17 protein-coding genes and 1 pseudogene are annotated in these 15260 nt (G+C 70.3%); 9 read left to right on the forward strand and 9 right to left on the reverse strand.

Features of this window, described 5'->3' with window-relative positions; all coding sequences use genetic code 11:
• The first annotated feature begins 236 nt into the window (after positions 1-236).
• The 3 genes from ABT340_RS19040 to ABT340_RS19050 all read left to right on the forward strand — a co-directional run bounded on the left by ABT340_RS19040 (position 237) and on the right by ABT340_RS19050 (position 3850).
• A complete protein-coding gene (locus ABT340_RS19040; RefSeq protein WP_352012084.1) occupies positions 237-1133 on the forward strand; it encodes an ABC transporter ATP-binding protein in 897 nt (298 codons plus the stop codon).
• Positions 1130-2728: an ABC transporter permease gene (locus ABT340_RS19045; RefSeq protein ID WP_352012085.1), complete on the forward strand. Its 1599-nt coding sequence runs from the start codon at positions 1130-1132 to the stop codon at positions 2726-2728. Before ABT340_RS19040 ends, ABT340_RS19045 begins: the two co-directional genes overlap by 4 nt.
• 168 nt (positions 2729-2896) lie before the next feature.
• Positions 2897-3850: a sodium:calcium antiporter gene (locus ABT340_RS19050; RefSeq protein WP_352012086.1), complete on the forward strand. Its 954-nt coding sequence runs from the start codon at positions 2897-2899 to the stop codon at positions 3848-3850.
• A 199-nt stretch (positions 3851-4049) separates the two neighbouring features.
• Here the strand turns inward: ABT340_RS19050 and ABT340_RS19055 are convergent, their stop codons facing one another.
• The 4 genes from ABT340_RS19055 to ABT340_RS19070 form a co-directional block, all read right to left on the reverse strand.
• Positions 4050-4703 (reverse strand): DUF998 domain-containing protein, encoded by a 654-nt coding sequence (locus tag ABT340_RS19055; protein WP_352012087.1) that lies wholly within the window; start codon positions 4701-4703, stop codon positions 4050-4052.
• A gap of 150 nt (positions 4704-4853) precedes the next feature.
• Complete coding sequence (locus ABT340_RS19060) at positions 4854-5999, reverse strand: FAD-dependent oxidoreductase (protein WP_352012088.1); 1146 nt, start codon at positions 5997-5999, stop codon at positions 4854-4856.
• Positions 6000-6014: 15 nt separating this feature from the next.
• Positions 6015-7019, reverse strand: coding sequence for an NAD-dependent epimerase/dehydratase family protein (locus tag ABT340_RS19065; RefSeq protein WP_352012089.1), 1005 nt, complete (start codon positions 7017-7019; stop codon positions 6015-6017).
• A 228-nt stretch (positions 7020-7247) separates the two neighbouring features.
• The gene (locus ABT340_RS19070) at positions 7248-7487 is read right to left on the reverse strand and encodes a hypothetical protein (RefSeq protein ID WP_352012090.1); all 240 of its coding nucleotides are present in this window, start codon (positions 7485-7487) and stop codon (positions 7248-7250) included.
• A gap of 296 nt (positions 7488-7783) precedes the next feature.
• On the opposite strand from ABT340_RS19070, the gene ABT340_RS19075 reads away from it, so the two are divergent.
• From ABT340_RS19075 to ABT340_RS19090, 4 genes are all read left to right on the forward strand, one after another.
• Positions 7784-8242 (forward strand): GbsR/MarR family transcriptional regulator, encoded by a 459-nt coding sequence (locus tag ABT340_RS19075; RefSeq protein ID WP_352012091.1) that lies wholly within the window; start codon positions 7784-7786, stop codon positions 8240-8242.
• A gap of 62 nt (positions 8243-8304) precedes the next feature.
• A complete protein-coding gene (locus ABT340_RS19080; protein WP_352012092.1) occupies positions 8305-9144 on the forward strand; it encodes a helix-turn-helix domain-containing protein in 840 nt (279 codons plus the stop codon).
• 65 nt (positions 9145-9209) lie between these two features.
• On the forward strand, positions 9210-9791 hold the full coding sequence (locus tag ABT340_RS19085; RefSeq protein ID WP_352012093.1) for a dihydrofolate reductase family protein: 582 nt from the start codon (positions 9210-9212) through the stop codon (positions 9789-9791).
• On the forward strand, positions 9788-10111 hold the full coding sequence (locus ABT340_RS19090) for a hypothetical protein (protein ID WP_352012094.1): 324 nt from the start codon (positions 9788-9790) through the stop codon (positions 10109-10111). Before ABT340_RS19085 ends, ABT340_RS19090 begins: the two co-directional genes overlap by 4 nt.
• Before the next feature lie 402 nt (positions 10112-10513).
• On the opposite strand, the gene ABT340_RS19095 is transcribed toward ABT340_RS19090, so the two are convergent.
• Positions 10514-10825: a hypothetical protein gene (locus ABT340_RS19095; protein WP_352012095.1), complete on the reverse strand. Its 312-nt coding sequence runs from the start codon at positions 10823-10825 to the stop codon at positions 10514-10516.
• 278 nt (positions 10826-11103) lie between these two features.
• Between ABT340_RS19095 and ABT340_RS19100 the strand changes: the two are divergent.
• A pseudogene (locus tag ABT340_RS19100) lies at positions 11104-11710 on the forward strand (transposase family protein).
• A 28-nt stretch (positions 11711-11738) separates the two neighbouring features.
• On the opposite strand, the gene ABT340_RS19105 reads toward ABT340_RS19100, so the two are convergent.
• Entirely contained in the window at positions 11739-12254 is a 516-nt protein-coding gene (locus ABT340_RS19105) for a hypothetical protein (protein ID WP_352012096.1), read from the reverse strand.
• Between the two features lie 135 nt (positions 12255-12389).
• On the opposite strand from ABT340_RS19105, the gene ABT340_RS19110 reads away from it, so the two are divergent.
• Entirely contained in the window at positions 12390-12545 is a 156-nt protein-coding gene (locus ABT340_RS19110; protein ID WP_352012097.1) for a hypothetical protein, read from the forward strand.
• Between the two features lie 283 nt (positions 12546-12828).
• Here ABT340_RS19110 and ABT340_RS19115 read toward each other — a convergent pair whose 3' ends face one another.
• From ABT340_RS19115 to ABT340_RS19125, 3 genes are all read right to left on the reverse strand, one after another.
• On the reverse strand, positions 12829-13584 hold the full coding sequence (locus ABT340_RS19115; protein WP_352012098.1) for a hypothetical protein: 756 nt from the start codon (positions 13582-13584) through the stop codon (positions 12829-12831).
• Positions 13585-14441: 857 nt separating this feature from the next.
• The gene (locus tag ABT340_RS19120) at positions 14442-14924 is read right to left on the reverse strand and encodes a hypothetical protein (protein ID WP_352012099.1); all 483 of its coding nucleotides are present in this window, start codon (positions 14922-14924) and stop codon (positions 14442-14444) included.
• 71 nt (positions 14925-14995) lie between these two features.
• On the reverse strand, positions 14996-15208 hold the full coding sequence (locus tag ABT340_RS19125) for an SDR family oxidoreductase (protein WP_352012100.1): 213 nt from the start codon (positions 15206-15208) through the stop codon (positions 14996-14998).
• Between the last annotated feature and the right edge of the window lie 52 nt (positions 15209-15260).

The following is a 15260-nucleotide window of genomic DNA, read 5'->3' on the forward strand; positions in this document are numbered from 1 at the left end:
CCTCCGGGGGAGGAGTTCACCTACGCCACCGCCGAGACCGTGCTGGCCTACGGCGACGTCATCATCGTCTCCGGCAAGACCAAGCAGATCGAGCGCTTCACCGGCCTGCCCTGAAAGGGTACGAACTCCCGCGAAAAGGCTCTGGTCAACGCTCCTCGCCGCTGTTACCGTCAACGTCGGAGCGCCGGGAAGTCTGGTCGGCAACGTCATATCGGACCGGCTTCGAGGAGGCGCCCATGCCGGGCAGCCCTGCCGTGCTCATCAGTGACCTGACCAAGCGTTTCGGCGGCGTCCACGCGTTGAACGGCCTGAACCTCAGTGTGCGAACGGGCGAGGTGCACGGCTTCCTCGGCCCGAACGGGGCCGGTAAGACCACGGCCCTGCGCGTCCTGCTGGGGTTGATGCGCGCCGACTCCGGTCACGCCGAACTCCTCGGCGGACACCCGTGGCGTGACGCCGTCGAACTGCACCGGCGGCTGGCCTACGTGCCGGGCGATGTCGTGCTCTGGCCGACGCTGTCCGGCGGGGAGGCCATCGACCTGCTCGGGCGGCTACGCGGCGGGCTCGACCTGCGGCGCAGGGCGGAGCTGCTGGAGCGCTTCGACCTCGACCCGACGAAGAAGGGCGGCGCCTACTCCAAGGGGAACCGGCAGAAGGTCGCCCTCGTCGCCGCGCTGGCCTCCAACGTCGAACTGCTGTTGCTGGACGAACCCACCTCCGGTCTCGACCCGCTCATGGAGGCGGTGTTCCGCGACTGCGTAGCCGAAGAGCGGGACAACGGCCGTACCGTACTGCTGTCCAGCCACATCCTGTCGGAGGTCGAGGCACTGTGCGACCGGGTGACCATCGTCCGTGAGGGCAGGGTCGTCGAGAGCGGGACGCTGACCCAGCTGCGCCACCTGAGCCGCACGTCCGTCACCGCCGAACTCGCCCGTACACCGGACGGGCTGGCCGCGCTCCCCGGCGTGCACGACCTGGTCGTCGACGGCCCGCATGTGCGGTTCGAGGTCGACCCCGACGGGCTCGACGGCGTCCTGCGGCTGCTCAGCGAAGCGGGCGTGCGAAGCCTCGCCTGCCGGCCGCCGTCCCTGGAGGAGCTGTTCCTGCGGCACTACCGGGTGAACGCGGCATGAGCGCCCTCACCGGCACCGGCACACTGGTTCGGCTCGCCCTCCGCCGCGATCGGCTGCGACTGCCCATCTGGGTCGTCGTCATCCCCGGGCTGGTGACGGCCACCGCTTCGGCGATCGTCGAGCTGTACCCGACCATGGGGGAGAGGCTCGCGCTGGGGCTCGCCATCGGCGCCAACCCGGCTCTGCGTGCGCTCACCGGACCGATCTTCGATCCGTCCTCCGCCGGAGGTCTGACCGCCTGGCGGGTGACCGGCGTCGCCGCCGTCCTCACCAGCCTGTTGAGCGTCCTGTTCGTCACCCGGCACACCCGCGCCGAGGAGGAGACCGGCCGAGCCGAGCTGATCGGCGCCGGGACGGTCGGCCGTCACGCGCTTCCGGCGGCCGCCGTACTCGTGGCCGGTGCGGCGAACCTCGCCGTCGCCCTGCTCAGCGCGCTCGGTCTGGCCACGCGGGGACTGCCCGTCTCCGGGGCGCTGGCCTTCGGCCTGTCGGTGGCGGGGACGGGCTGGGTGTTCACCGGCGTCGCGGCGCTGACCGCGCAACTGACCGAGACGGCCCGCGCCGCCAACGCCATCGCCCTCGCCGCACTCGGTCTGGCCTTCCTCCTGCGGGCGGCGGGAGACGCGGCCGACGGTGACACGCTGTCCTGGCTGTCCCCCCTCGGCTGGGCGCAGCGGGTGCGGGCCTTCGCCGACGAGCGATGGACGGTGTTCGCCCTGTTCGCCGTGGCCGCGGCAGCTCTGTCGGCCGTCGCCCACCTGCTGGCCGGGCGTCGTGATGTCGGAACGGGTCTGCTGTCGTCCAGGCGGGGGCCCGCGACGGCGGCACCACGTCTGAGCGGCCCGACGGCCCTGGCCTGGAGACTGCACCGAGGCGTGCTGCTGGGCTGGGTGATCGCGTTCGCCGTCGTGGGAGCGGTGTTCGGCGCGCTGGCCCTGAGCGTGGGCGACATCGTGGACGACAATCCGCAGCTCGCCGCCCTGATGGCGGGGTTCGGCGGCGCGGGGGCCGTTGTCGACGCCTTCCTCGCCACCGTGATGAGCCTGCTGGGCATGGTGGCCGCGGGTTACGCGGTGCAGGCCGCGTTGCGGCCACGGGCCGAGGAGGTCGCGGCGCGCGCCGAACCGGTCCTGGCGGCGGCCGTGTCCCGCTGGCGGTGGCCGGCCGGTCATCTGGTGTGGGCACTTGGGGGCGCCACGACGGTCCTCGCCGTGGCGGGGCTGGCCGCCGGTCTCGCACACGGTATTCGTGTCGGTGATCCCGCGGGTCAGGCCCTTCGTATCACCGGTGCGGCGCTGGCGCAGGCGCCCGCAGTGTGGGTGATGGCCGGGGTCGCGGTGCTGTTGTTCGGGTTCGTGCCCCGGCTGACCAGCCTCGCGTGGGCGGTGCTGGGGGCGTTCGTCCTGCTCGGCCAGCTGGGCAGGTTACTCGGGATCGACGAACGGATCCAGGACCTGTCGCCCTTCGCCCATCTGCCGCGGGTTCCCGGAGGCGAGGCGACGTTCGGCCCTCTCGCCTGGCTGGTCGTGGTCGCCGCGGCGCTGGTCCTGGCGGGTCTGGCCGGTTTCCGGCGGCGAGATCTGACGGGCGGCTGACCGGTCCGCGCCGGTCGCGGGCAGGCCGGGTCCCTGCGGGTTCGCCGCGCCGTCGGCAACCCGGGGACGCCCTGTGGCCGGGAGCGGTCACAGCGGCCCCGGTTCGCCACAGCCCCTTCTGACGGCTCCACCTTCGATGTCACTTTCATCCCTGGAAAGGCGGAACGAATGCTCGTACTCGCCATCCTCAGTGTGATCGGTCTCGTTGTGCTCGCGCTGGCCGCCGACCATCTGGTCATCGGCGCCGGACGGCTGGCCGGGCGGCTCGGTGTCCAGCCGGTCATCGTCGGCGTCGTGGTCATCGGATTCGGCACCAGTGCCCCGGAGCTGGTCGTGGCCGCCACGGCGGCCGCCCGGGGACACACGGATCTGGCCGCCGCGAGCCTGGTCGGCTCCAACATCGTCAACATGACGCTGATCCTCGGCGTCGGCGGGCTGACGGCCGCACTCGCCGTACGGTCGTCGATCCTGCGGCGTGAGGCTCCGTTGTCCCTGGCCGCGGTGACGGCGTTCGCGGTGGCCCTGACGTACGGCCTCGGCCCGGTGACGGGCGTCCTTCTCACCCTGGCGATGGTCGCCTCGGTGGTCATGCTCCTGAGGTTCGCCCGTGCGGACCCGCGAGACGCCCTGGTCGCCGAGACCACGGATCACCTCGGGGCCGCGATACGGCCCCGCCTGGTGGTCGAGGCAGCCCGGACGATCGTCGGGTTGGGCGGAACACTGCTGGGGGCGCAGTTGCTCGTCGCCAACGTCTCCGAGCTCGCCATCCGGGCTGGAGTGTCCTCCCAGGTCGTAGGGTTCACCCTGGTGGCGCTCGGCACCTCGCTGCCCGAACTGGTCACCTCGGTCCAGGCGCAACGACGTGGCGACGGTGACCTGGTCATCGGCAACCTGCTGGGCAGCAATCTGGTCAACAGTCTGGTGGGAGGAGCGGTGGTCGCCTTCTCCTCCGGCGGTGTGCCGTCCGCTGTGGCTCCGGCGCTGGTCGTGGCCATGGTCGGCATCAGCGGAATCAGCTGGGGCCTGCTCGCCCGGGGCAGCAGGCTCAGCCGTCGGGAGTCGGTCCTCCTGCTCGTCCTCTACGGTGCGCTGCTCCCGCTGATCGTTTCAGCGGGTCCCTAGTCGGCCCGCGAGGAGGATCGGAACGGCCGGCGGCGACAGGAAGACGAGGCCGACGAGCCAGCGGGTGGCTCGGCGAGCTGCGGGGTCAGCGTCGGCGGTGACCTTGGCGGAGGCCTGTTCACCAGGGTGAACAGGGCGACGAACCGACCAGGGCCTGTGGGCTGTAACGGCCGGGCAGGTTTCCAACGCGGTCTCCACCTCACGCCTCCGCACGGGTGTAACGGCGGCGCAGGTGGGCTGCGGCGGTGACGATCCAGGTGAAGCCGACCAGCAGGGCGGCGTGTTCGAGCAGCCCGGCGGGTGCGGGCCGGACCACGCCCTGAAGGTCCAGGCGGAAGGCGACGCCTGCGGCGACGGCGAAGGCGATGACCAGCGCACCTGACCAGCGCGAGTAGAGCGCCCAGCCTCGACCACCGGCGTGTGGGCCTCGGGCCAGCACCAACGGCGTGGCCGCCAGAGCGGCGAACAGCACCAGACCGGCCAGCCCGTGAATGCGGCCCGCGGTGGTGATCACCTCAGACAGGCCGGGCGGGTAGCCGAGGGCGGGATCAGTGGGCACGACCCCCGCCACGACCATCGCCAGAGCGGCGGCGGCCACAAGGAACGGCGCCCAGACCGCGGCCCGGCCGGCAGGAAGAGCACGGCGCATCCCGGCGGCGAAGGCGAACAGCAGGAGCCCGCCGATCACGAAGTCGGCCGTTTGCAGCCAGCCCCGCTCGCCGGTGCCGAGCTGGCTGGCGCCGTGATGCCAGAGGCTGTAGCCGGGCCGGGTGGCGCCGTCGAGCAGGAGCAACACTGGGACGAGGACACCGGCGGCGGTGCCGCATGCGAGAAGGGGTGCGGTCGGGCGCATCGGGAACAGCCTCCTAGCTCCACGACCGAAAGATCGCGGGCCGACCAGGCTTCCCGGCTCACCGACGTTCGCGCCCCACCGTGGGGCGCGTTCCTGTAGACGCCTGGAATGTAACACCTGGCCGCCGACCCGGCCAGGTGTTCACGGCCCTCAGCCCTTGATGAAGCGGCGCGTCATGTACCGGCGTACCGGAGGCAGGGAGGCCAGCCTCAGCGGGAGCAGGCTCAGCCACAGCAGCAGCGGGCTGGCGGGGGCGTAGACGCCTTTGACGCGGCGGCCGAGCCTCTGTTTGCGTTCGGCTTCGGGCCGGATGGCGGCCTCCCACGCGGTCAGCGCGGCGGAGACGTCTCCTGGGTGGGCGGCCAGTTCGGTGCCCAGGCGGTCGGCGCCTCCGACGGCCAGTGAGGAGCCGTACCCGGCGAACAGGGTGACACACCAGGCGGCGTCGCCGAGCAGCACCACCCTGCCTCTGCTCCAGGTCGGTGCCACGACCTGGCTGATGGTGTCGAAATAGACCGAGTCGGCCCGAGCCAGCCCGGCGAGCGTTTCGGGGATGACCCAGCCGAGGTCGCCGTAGACGCGTCCCAGCTGGGTGGCGACGTCCTCGCCGGGACGGGCGTGGTCGGCGCGGTAGCCGAAGAAGGCGACGTTGCGGCCGTCGCCGACACTGATGACCGCCGCGGTACGGCCGTTGGACGACAGGGTGCCGGTCGCGCCGGGTGCGATACCGGCGGGCCGCCGGTCCAGCATGAAGACGGCGACCTTGTGCCCCAGGTCGAGCAGGAAGTCCTCCTCCGGCCCGAACAACAGGGCACGGGTGGCCGAGTGCAGGCCGTCGGCGCCGATCAGCAGGTCGGCCTCCTCGGTGCTGCCGTCGTCCAGGGCGACGCGGACGGCGTGGTCGTCCTGGTCGACGGCGGTGATGGTCGTGCCGAAGCGGATCTCGGTCCGGTCGTGGACCTTCTCGTACAGGACGGATTCGAGGTCGCCGCGCAGGATGGTGATCGAGCGCGGGCCCGTGGTGGCGGCGATGGTGGCGCGGTCGAGGGCGAAGCGGCGGGATCCGTCCCTCTTGTGGTAGATGAGTTCGGTGGTGTCGAACGCCTTGGCTCGCAGGTCGTCCAGGATGCCGAGGCGTTCGGCGGCGTCGTAGCCGATGCCGCCGAAGGTGACGGCGTAGCCGCCGCCGCGGCGGGCCGGGGCGCGTTCGACGATGAGGGTGTCCCAGCCGATCTGGTGCAGGCGCAGGGCGGTGGCCAGGCCGGCGATACCGGCTCCGATGATGACGGCACGCATGAAAGTCGGTTGTCCTTAGCGGGAGAGCTGGTCGAGCAGGCGTTGTTCGGCGGCGGCGTCCAGCCAGGTGTCGGGAGAGGGCGCGTCCGTGCGGGGTGTGGGGTCGCCTTCGGCCTGGAGCCAGGCCCAGGTGTCGGCCAGGGTCGCGCGCAGCGGGCGCGTGGTGAGGCCTTCGGTGAGGGCGGCGCTGACGTCGGCGTCGTGCATGCCGCTCGGGACACCGCCGTCGGGCAGGCGTAGCCCGAACTCCATGCCAAGCGGCAGGCCGTACCTCCGGAGGAGATCCGGCTCGGCCCACACCAGTTCGGTGTCGAAGCCGGTGACCTCCAGGGCCGTGGTGAGGAGTTCGCCGAGGGTGGTCGCGCCGGGTGGACCGGTCACGGTGAAGGCGCCGCTGAGACCGCGTTCGGCGCAGGAGAGCATCCAGGTGGCCAGGTCGCGGGCGTCGAGGTACTGCAGGGGCGCGTCGGCGGGGGAGGGGGCCAGGACCCGGCCGCCCTTCTCCAGGCGGCGCAGCCACCACGGGACGCGGCCGACGTCCTCGTACGGGCCGAGGATCATCCCGGCTCTGGCCAGTAACGCGCGCCCCGCGAAGGATTCCAGGACGGCGAGTTCGCCGCCGCGCTTGGCGGCGGCGTAGTCGGCGTCGTCGGTACTGCCGGGGTCGCCGTCGACCAGGGGCGCCGACTCGTCGGCGCCGGAGAGCCAGGGCCAGCGGTGCACGCCACGGCTGGAGACGTATCCGTAGTGTCCTGTCCTGTGCGCCAGCAGGCGGGCGGCCTCTCGCACCTCCCTGGGAGCCCAGGCCCAGGTGTCGATGACCGCGTCCCATTCGGTGTCGCCGAGTGCCTGCCGTACGGACTCGGAATCCGTGCGGTCGGCGATCAGGGCGCGGACTCCGGGGGCGGGGTCGCGGCTGAGCCCGCGGTTGAGGGTGGTCACCTCGTCGCCGCGCTCCAGCGCGGTTTCGACGACGGCGCGGCCGACGTGGTGGGTGCCGCCGAGTACGAGTAGCTTCACGATGCTCCTGAAGTGAGTGGCAGCCAGAGGGCTGACGGGTTGCGGCGGTCATGGAGGATCCCGTGTTCCGAAGAGGCGGCTCGCTCCCGGGCGCGCGCGGGGTTCGCCGGTTCCGGGGCCGCGGCCGAAGCGCGGGTGGGCGCCGCTGGAGGCCTGCAGCCGGATGCGGTGGCCGCGCGGGAAGCGGTGTGGGCCGTCGGCCACAGGGTGATGTCGGCGGTCCGGATGTCACCCGGCTCCGCGGGCGGATGCGGCCGTCGCACACGTTGACCGACCGGCCCGCGGGTCAACGTCGCAGACGCGGGTGAAGTGGTCGACGTGCGGGTCGTCCGAGCGCTGGGGCGGCCGGACGGGGACCGGGCCGATGGCCTGGACGTCCTCGGTGAGGGGTGAGGCGGTGAAGGTCGGCACGTCGGCTCTGGCCTCGATGGCGCGATTGTCCTTCGCGGGCGTGGAGCCTGCCGCCATGGGGCCACGGGCCGGCCAGCAGCCGCACGGCCAGCCCGGCGGCCGGGATCCCCACGTTACGCCGGACGCGGGCTGGACGGCGTAGGGCGGAGCGCACGCCGTACGAACGGCTGAACAGGGTCATGGCCGGTTACCTTCTTGTCTCGTCGCTGATGAGAGATCACGCCGCCGACCAGGCTTCCCGGCACACCATCGAACCCCTCACGAGAGGTCGATGAGAGAACAATACCGAAGTTTCAGAAATTTCTGAATATCCGTAGCTTTCGGTACTCTGTTTCTCCCAAGGAGGCGAACACGTGAACGACCGGTATGAGCAGCGGCAGGCGGCGGAACGACTGGCCCTCACCCTGACCGAAGGTGGATTACAGCGCATGGCCGCGCGCACCTTGGCAGCCTTCCTGTTCACCGACCAGGAGAGCATCACCGCCGGCGAGATCGCCGACCAGTTGGAGGCCAGCGCCGGTTCGGTGTCCGGCGCGATCAAATCCCTGACGACGGTCGGCCTGATCGAACGCCTGCCCTCGCCCGGCAGCCGCCGCGAGCACTACCGGCTCCGCGACGATGCCTGGGCCACCCTGTTCACCAGCCAGAACACCGTGATCCAGGCCATGCTCCAGGCCGCGTCGGCCGGCATCTCCGCCACCGATGAGGACGATCCCGCCCGGCGGCGCCTGACGCAGATGCGCGCCTTCTACGAGTTCCTGCTTGGCGAACTCCCCGCCCTGCTGCACCGCTGGCACCGGCAGTCCGGCTGATCCCGGCCTCGGCCGGCTGCGCCCAGCGCTCGATGCCGGCGGGCATCGGCGATACTGTGGGCGTGGAGTACGTGTCCAGAGTGCCGCGACCGCCGCTGGACGGGCTGATCGACGACCTTTACTACCTGGAGGGCGCACCGCCGTACGCCCGACTGACGCTGCCGCCGATGCCGGCGGCGTTGCTCATCGTCAACCTCGGGGCGCCGTTCCGCATCCGCGCCGGCACCGACATCGAAACGGCCGAGTACGCCGACGGCTGCGTGGTCACCACACCCACCCGCGCGTTGGAGTTCGGCTACCCACTTCGGACCCGATCCGTCGGCGTGCACTTCAAGCCGTGGGGGCTGGCACCGTTCCTGCCGATGCCCGCAGCCGAGCTGTGTGACCGGCCGGTGACGGTGGAACAGGTTTGGGGTCGGCCCGCCATCGCTGAGCTGCGCGACCGGCTGGCCACGGCGAACGGACCGCACGAGATGCTGACGCTGCTTGAGAAGGAGCTGACGCGACGGCTGTGCGAGACCGCCGGTCTGGGGCTGGTCCGCCATACGAGCAGCGTCATTGCGGCTACCGGCGGGGCGGTGGCGATCGGCGACCTGAGCGTGGCAGCCGGTGTCAGCAGCACTCATCTGGCACAGAGGTTCAAGAGGCTCATCGGCGTCACGCCGAAGCGGCTGGCCCGCACCTACCGCTTCGCCGCCACCGTGTTCGCGATCGACCCCGCCGGGCCGATCGATTGGGGCGACCTCGCCGGTGGCGCAGGCTACTTCGACCAGGCCCACTTCGGTCACGAGTTCCGGGCGTTCACCGGGCTCACGCCGACCCGTTACGTCGAAGTCCGGCGGCGGTTCCTGCGCGAACATCCCGGCCACACGCTGGACGGTTGGCCGCTGCCGGCCGATTGATTTCTTACAAGAGCGACGGCCCATGACACGCTAATTTGGGGCACCCCAAAGCAGAGGAGAGCCCGATGGGCAAGGTGGTCATGTACGGCTCGGTGTCGGTGGACGGCTTCGTCGCGGATGAGAACGACCAGCCCGGACCGCTGTTCGACTGGTTGTCCAGCGGTGACGTCCCGTTGGATGAAAGCGGCGAGCTGCAGGTGTCGCAGACGTCCTACGACCACACCCGGCCGTACTGGGACCAGATCGGAGTCACGATCGTCGGCCGCCACGTCTTCGACCTGACGGACGGCTGGGACGGGAAGCCTCCGGGCGGCATCGACCACGTGGTCGTCGTGTCGCACCGGCCGATGCCCGAGGGCTGGGACCCCGAGGCGCCGTTTCACTTCGTCGACGGCGTCGAGGCAGCCATGGCCAAGGCGCAGGAGCTTGCGGGTGACCGCGTGGTCGAGGTCGCCGCCGGCGACGTCGGGGGCCAGGTGCTTGCCGCGGGCCTGATCGACGAGGTGCGCATGGACGTCGTACCCGTCGTGTTCGGGTCCGGCAAGCGTTACTTCGGGTCGGTCCACGCGCAGCACCTGCTGGAGGACCCTGACGTGGTGATTCAGGGCAACCGGGTGCTTCACCTGCGCTATCGGGTGCGCCGTTGACCGATCTGGGCGGGTACGCGAAGAAACCAACTGCGAACGGTGACACCTGCCGCGCCCACGACTCCCGGGTCCGGGCCTTCCCCGCCTGGCTGGAGGCCGGCGACCTCGACGGCGACCCGCTCATCGACGCCCGCAACCGCGACCACAAGGCCCACACGAAGGCCGGGCTGCGCCGCGCGCCGAATATCGTCAACGCCCACCTCCCCGCGTTGGACCACGGCCCCTCCCGCCGGGGGCGTAGGGGTGCCGGTGAGGAACGTGTCGCGAGTCCAAACGGCCGTGCTCGATCCTGGCCGGGCAGGCCTTCGCGTTTCGAGTAACGCCCAGAAGACGACGGAAGAGCCTTGCGGGCGGCGTTTGGCGAACGCAACCAGGAGCACCCGGCCGAAGGAGGATCTCCGTGCGTCGTGTCCGCTCCGGACGTTCCTTCCGCCGTTCGTCTTCAGCTGTTCCGCACCACCGTTCACGAGCTCCGTAGGAGAGGGTCGTGAACGAAGGCGTGGTGCGCGACGGCGCTCATCGGCCTGGTCCGGGTCGGCACCGACAAGCAGAACACCCAGCGGCAGCACGACTTTGTCCGTGCCCACCCGGCCCTTTTTCGACGCCCGCCGGTGTCGAGGAGATGCCTCCTCGCCTTGCTCGTTCCTTGGATGCGAAAAGCCCCGCCCAGGCTTGCGGTGCGCCGTAGCGCAAGCCCGGGCAGGGCTGGTTTCACTGGCCGGTCAGTGTCGGCCCCAGTCCAGGACCTGGGTGTCGATCCAGTCGATGCCGCCGTAGAGGCCGGCGCCGCAGCGCTGGCGCACGCGCATTCCGCTGGCGGTGTTGGTCTCGCGCACGGTGCCGATGGGCTTGGTTCTGCCGTCGCGGCCCTGACAGCCGATGCCACGGGCCCGGGCGTCGGCCTCGATCTGGGCGGTGTCGGGCCCGTCGTCGTCGGGGTCGGCGGTAGCCGCGGCGGGCAGGGCCAGGGCTCCGAGAACGAGCAGCGCGGCGACGGCGCCGACGGGCAGGAACCTGGTGAGGGTTCGGGACATGCTCACGTCCTTGAGGGTCGGGGCTGGGTGCGCCCGGGATGAAGAGCCTCGGCGAAGTGGCTCTTGGGGGTGTGTCCGACCCCAAGGATTTCCTTACAGTGATCGGTCAACTACTATCCGCATCGACAGGATGGTGTCACTTCTGCAACATCAGTCACTCGGCGAGCAAAGGACACCTTCCGCGCGAGAGTCGAGCTGGCCTTATCCGCTGAGTCTTCTTCTGGCTTCTCGCTCCCGGGGGGCGGGCGGCTCGCTGAGATCGAAGGGGGTCTCAGCGGATAGGGAGAGTTGGGCAGTTCGCGGACCTGTTGCCAATGCGGCCGGAGTTCCACCCGGGTCATCCGTCGGGCTGTCATCGCAGGCGTGTCGGTGACCGGGTCGTCTTCGACAAGCTGCTGCGTTTCGGCTGTCCCTGCGAGGCGATCGCGGATGCGACGTGCTCGGCCACGACGATCCGCAGCCGTCGTGGCGAGTGGATACCTCTGGGCGCCTTCGCGCAGTTCAAGCGGATCGCGCTGGAGTCCTACGACCGGATCGTCGGCCTGGTCCTGGACCGGATTGCTGTGGACGGCTGCATCGCCAAGGCGCCTGGACTCCGGCTACGACTCCGGCAAGACCCGCGCCCTGCTTGCCGAACGTGGCCCGGACGGCCGGATCGCGCGCAAGGGCGAGAAGGCACCGGTCCAGGCAAGCGACAGGTGGCATGTGGAGCGTACCCATGCCTGGCAGAACGCCTTCCAGCGCCTCGCCCGCTGCCACGAACACCACGCAACGGTCATTAACGCGTTCTTCGATCTCGCCGACACCGTTATCACCGTACGCAGCCTGATCCGCCGGGCCTGGACAACCCACCGCTGGGACAACCGGCCCAACCGCCACCCGTGAACACACGCCCGATGGCGCGTCGAGTGGTTCATCGCTCGTCGTCGAGGCCCTCAACGTCGACAGGCTGCCTTCCGTCGAACGTCACGAGGATTCCGTAGGGGTCCGCCAGCCGGAGCCTGCTCTCCGTGAAACGGATTGCCCAGGTTCGGTCGGCCCACACGGTCGCTTCGGGGACTGCCAGTGGCAACTCCGGAAGGTCGAGCCAGCTCAGTTCCTCGGTTGTGAGCTCGAAGTGCGATTCCCGGAGTCGGGTGCGGCAGTACTCCAGAGCTTGGTCGACGAAGACATCGAAATGGCTCACGACGTCGTGAGCGAAATGGAGGGTGGCCTCTTCCGGCGGGGCGGCCGGTTCGACCACCAGACTCATCCCGGTCTCGACCGCGCCTTTCGGCTCCGGGAAGTAACCGGTCCAGCAGGCCAGCGATGGAGGGCTCTCCATCCTTCTCAACACGACCCCGGCGATACGCACGGTCGCGGGCAGCCTCGCGTCAACGCCAGGCTCTTCAGCGCCCGAGCTTCTCGTGGGTGCGCCGTTGTCGGTCATCGGCTCAGCGTAGGTCAAGCCTGGTCATGATGATGATCGACAGCCGAGGCGCGTAGCCACTTGTGCCCTCCGACCCAAGCCCTATTCGCGCGGTCTGTTAGCCGTAATGGTGTCGTCGACTGTTCAGGAAAGGAGGTGGATCAGATGCAGGACACGCGTACGGAGCCGGTGAAGGTGTACGAGTCGCCACTGGTGGCGGAGGCCGGCGCGTTCGCCGTCACGACCTTCGGCAGCCTCGACCCCAACCGCCCGGAGGGCGGCATCTCCTACCGCGACGAAGACGACGACTGAGACTGACCGACGGTTCGGAACGGAGAAGGGGCGGCCGGATGCGCCGGTGCGACCGAGCGCAGCTGGTGACATCGCCGGACCGTGCGGCGGCCGACGCCGTCGAACAGGCACGGAGGCACGGGTGTCGGTGTGGTGCCACACGCACCCGGCCGTCCCTCGGCCGGCGCTTGAGCCGGTGACACCGACTTGAGCGCCGGGCCTCTTGACCGCCCGTGCTTCCCGCTCGGCTACCGCGAGAGACCGAAGCGCAGGTGAAGGGCGCGGCGCTTTCTCCTCCGCCGGATCATCCCCCTTCTTCTACGTCCCCGTACCATTGTTCGGCCTCTTGCCGCAGCCGACCGTTCGGAAGGGAGCCCACGACCGTGAGGAAGTCGTCGACGTCCCGATGCGAGGGAAGGATCTCTACGGGCACGGTGTCGAACGCGTAGGGCGACCCCGTCACGGGCAGCACATCGTCGATTTCAAGCACCACCGCGGTGCGGTCGCGCAGGAGCCGGCGGTAGACGGACACGTACAGGTCCCGCTGGTAGCCGCGCCCCGTCCACTCCTGCTCCGCCAGGCCGAACCGGACACCCAGGCGGACGACGTCCTGCCACAGTAGTTCCAGCAGCGGGGGAGCCGCGTTCGCCCGTTCGCGTTCGTGTCGTGGCGTACGAGCCTCGCGGATACGGCTGCTTTCGATCGCGCGCCGCACCTCATCCGAAGGAGCCGGCACGAAGAAGGTGCTGCTCGTCCCTCCCAGCAGGGCTTCGGCCTCGTCGTTTCGCACCCTTGCCAGGCTCGCCAGACGGTCACCGATCAGGGGTGCCTCCACCGCCAGGAGGTGCTCGCCTCCCGGATGCCGGCGGTCCCACTCGCTCACGGCCCGGCGAGCCCACAGGCCGACGGCCCTACGGACGGCCGCGTGGGTGACGCCATCCACCTCCGGGTAGCGGGCCCCCGCCGGATGTCCCTCGAACGCCCCCCGTACGACGTCCCACTGCAGCAGGTGCACCGTGCGGCCTTCCCGCGAGGCGACGATGGCGAACTGCTGCAGCATCAGCGATTTCCCCACCCCGGGGATACCGGTGAACACCACGCAGCGTTGATCGCGTGCCGCCGCCTGATATCGCCTGGTCAAAGGAGACCCCTGCGGGAGTACCAGGCGCGGGATCATGATTCACCTTTCGGCCTGGAGGGGACGCCACAGCCAAGCTGCATGTTCGAGGCGTTCAACAGATGCGGTGAAACCTGGTCACTGGCGGTGCGTCACACCTGTATCACTGACTGTCATCATACGAATACTTGCTGCTATGAAGGGGGTGTGTCCCCCAGGGAACCCCCGATCAGCAAGGAAAGGCGGCCTCGATCCGCCACCGGAAACGCACGCCGACCGGATGACGGTGATCCCGGGCCACCAGCCCGTCTTTTCCTGATCGTGGAGCGTGTACGGCCTTGCGAAGGCCGGCCCGGCCAGGATCGAGCATGGCCGTTTGGACTCACGACACGTTCCTCACCGGAATCCCGTGTACGTCGAGGTCGTGGGCTGGGTGCTCCACGACCTTCGGCGATGTCGAACTGCCCGGACCGCCGGTACCCGATCGGACCGCGCCTTCGCCGGGCTCCTCCTGATACGTCGGCACCTACACGTCGAGCACGTCCGAGGCCACAGTGGGCCAGGGCGCCCTGGGACGCCTGGGGCTGGAACGCGTCCCGGTGGGCGTCAGTGCCGAACTGGACGAGGTGCCGTGCCGGACGGAACGGCTCGCCCGGCGCGGCGACTCACTGATCCCGGCCGTGCCCGAACGCGGTGTCCACGCCCCGCTCGCCTTCCTCGGTGACGGCGGGCGGGGCCACGTCCTGTATCCGCGCACCGGCGCGTGTCGCCGTGACCGGCCCCGGCCCAGAACGACGTCGTCACCGGCCCCGGCGGTGAGACGTCCGAGCGGGCCGTACGACGGCGGACCGTGGTGCGGGGGAAGACTTGACGGACTCCGGGCCGGGGCGGGCGCCGGGGGCGCGCCGTCGGTCGGTCTCACCTGGAACCCGCAGCGTCACCTGCGCCTGCACCGAAGCGGCCGGGGGTGCCTCGGCGCGGGCGGCGAGCCGGTCGACGTCGTCGTCCGCCTGGTCCGGTTCGCGCAACAGTGCGGAAAGCTGCCGGGCCAGGACGCTCCGGTCGACCGTGGACGGGTGTTCCTGGTCGCGCGGGCGCGCCAGGGCGGCTTCGGTGACCAGGTGCGGCACGTTCACCCCGGACTCCTGGACGGTTTCCTTGACCAGGCGCTGCTTGCCGCCGTGACCGCCGGCCCCCATGATGATCACTTCGGCGTCCTCCGTCGGCCGTTCTTCTCGCGGGTCTTCTTCTGCGAGCCGGGTGGTGTCGTAGTGCTTCGCCATCGATGACCTCTCGATTCGTGTCGTTGTCGCGCCGTGACGCGTTCGTCCGTAGCCGGACCGGGATGTGGTTGTCAGCCGGGAGCCAGGCGGCTGCGGTGTTCCCAGGCGCGGTACTCCTCGGCCCTGGCCTGGTTCATCTGGTTGACCAGGTCGAAGGACCGGCCGTCGACGATCAGCCGCAGGGGCGGGTCGGGCAGGTCCACAAGTCGCATGACGACCGGCGCGGCCGTGCTCGGAGCGGGCCCCGCCTCGTCGCCCCGCATCTCGGCCAGTTTCGCCCGCAACGGGTCATGCGCCGACGCGATCTCCCCTGCTCAGCGCCGCCTCCGCGAACGC

Origin of the sequence: Streptosporangium sp. NPDC000239 (assembly GCF_040300765.1) — a bacterium.
In the GTDB taxonomy this organism is placed as follows: Bacteria; Actinomycetota; Actinomycetes; order Streptosporangiales; family Streptosporangiaceae; genus Streptosporangium.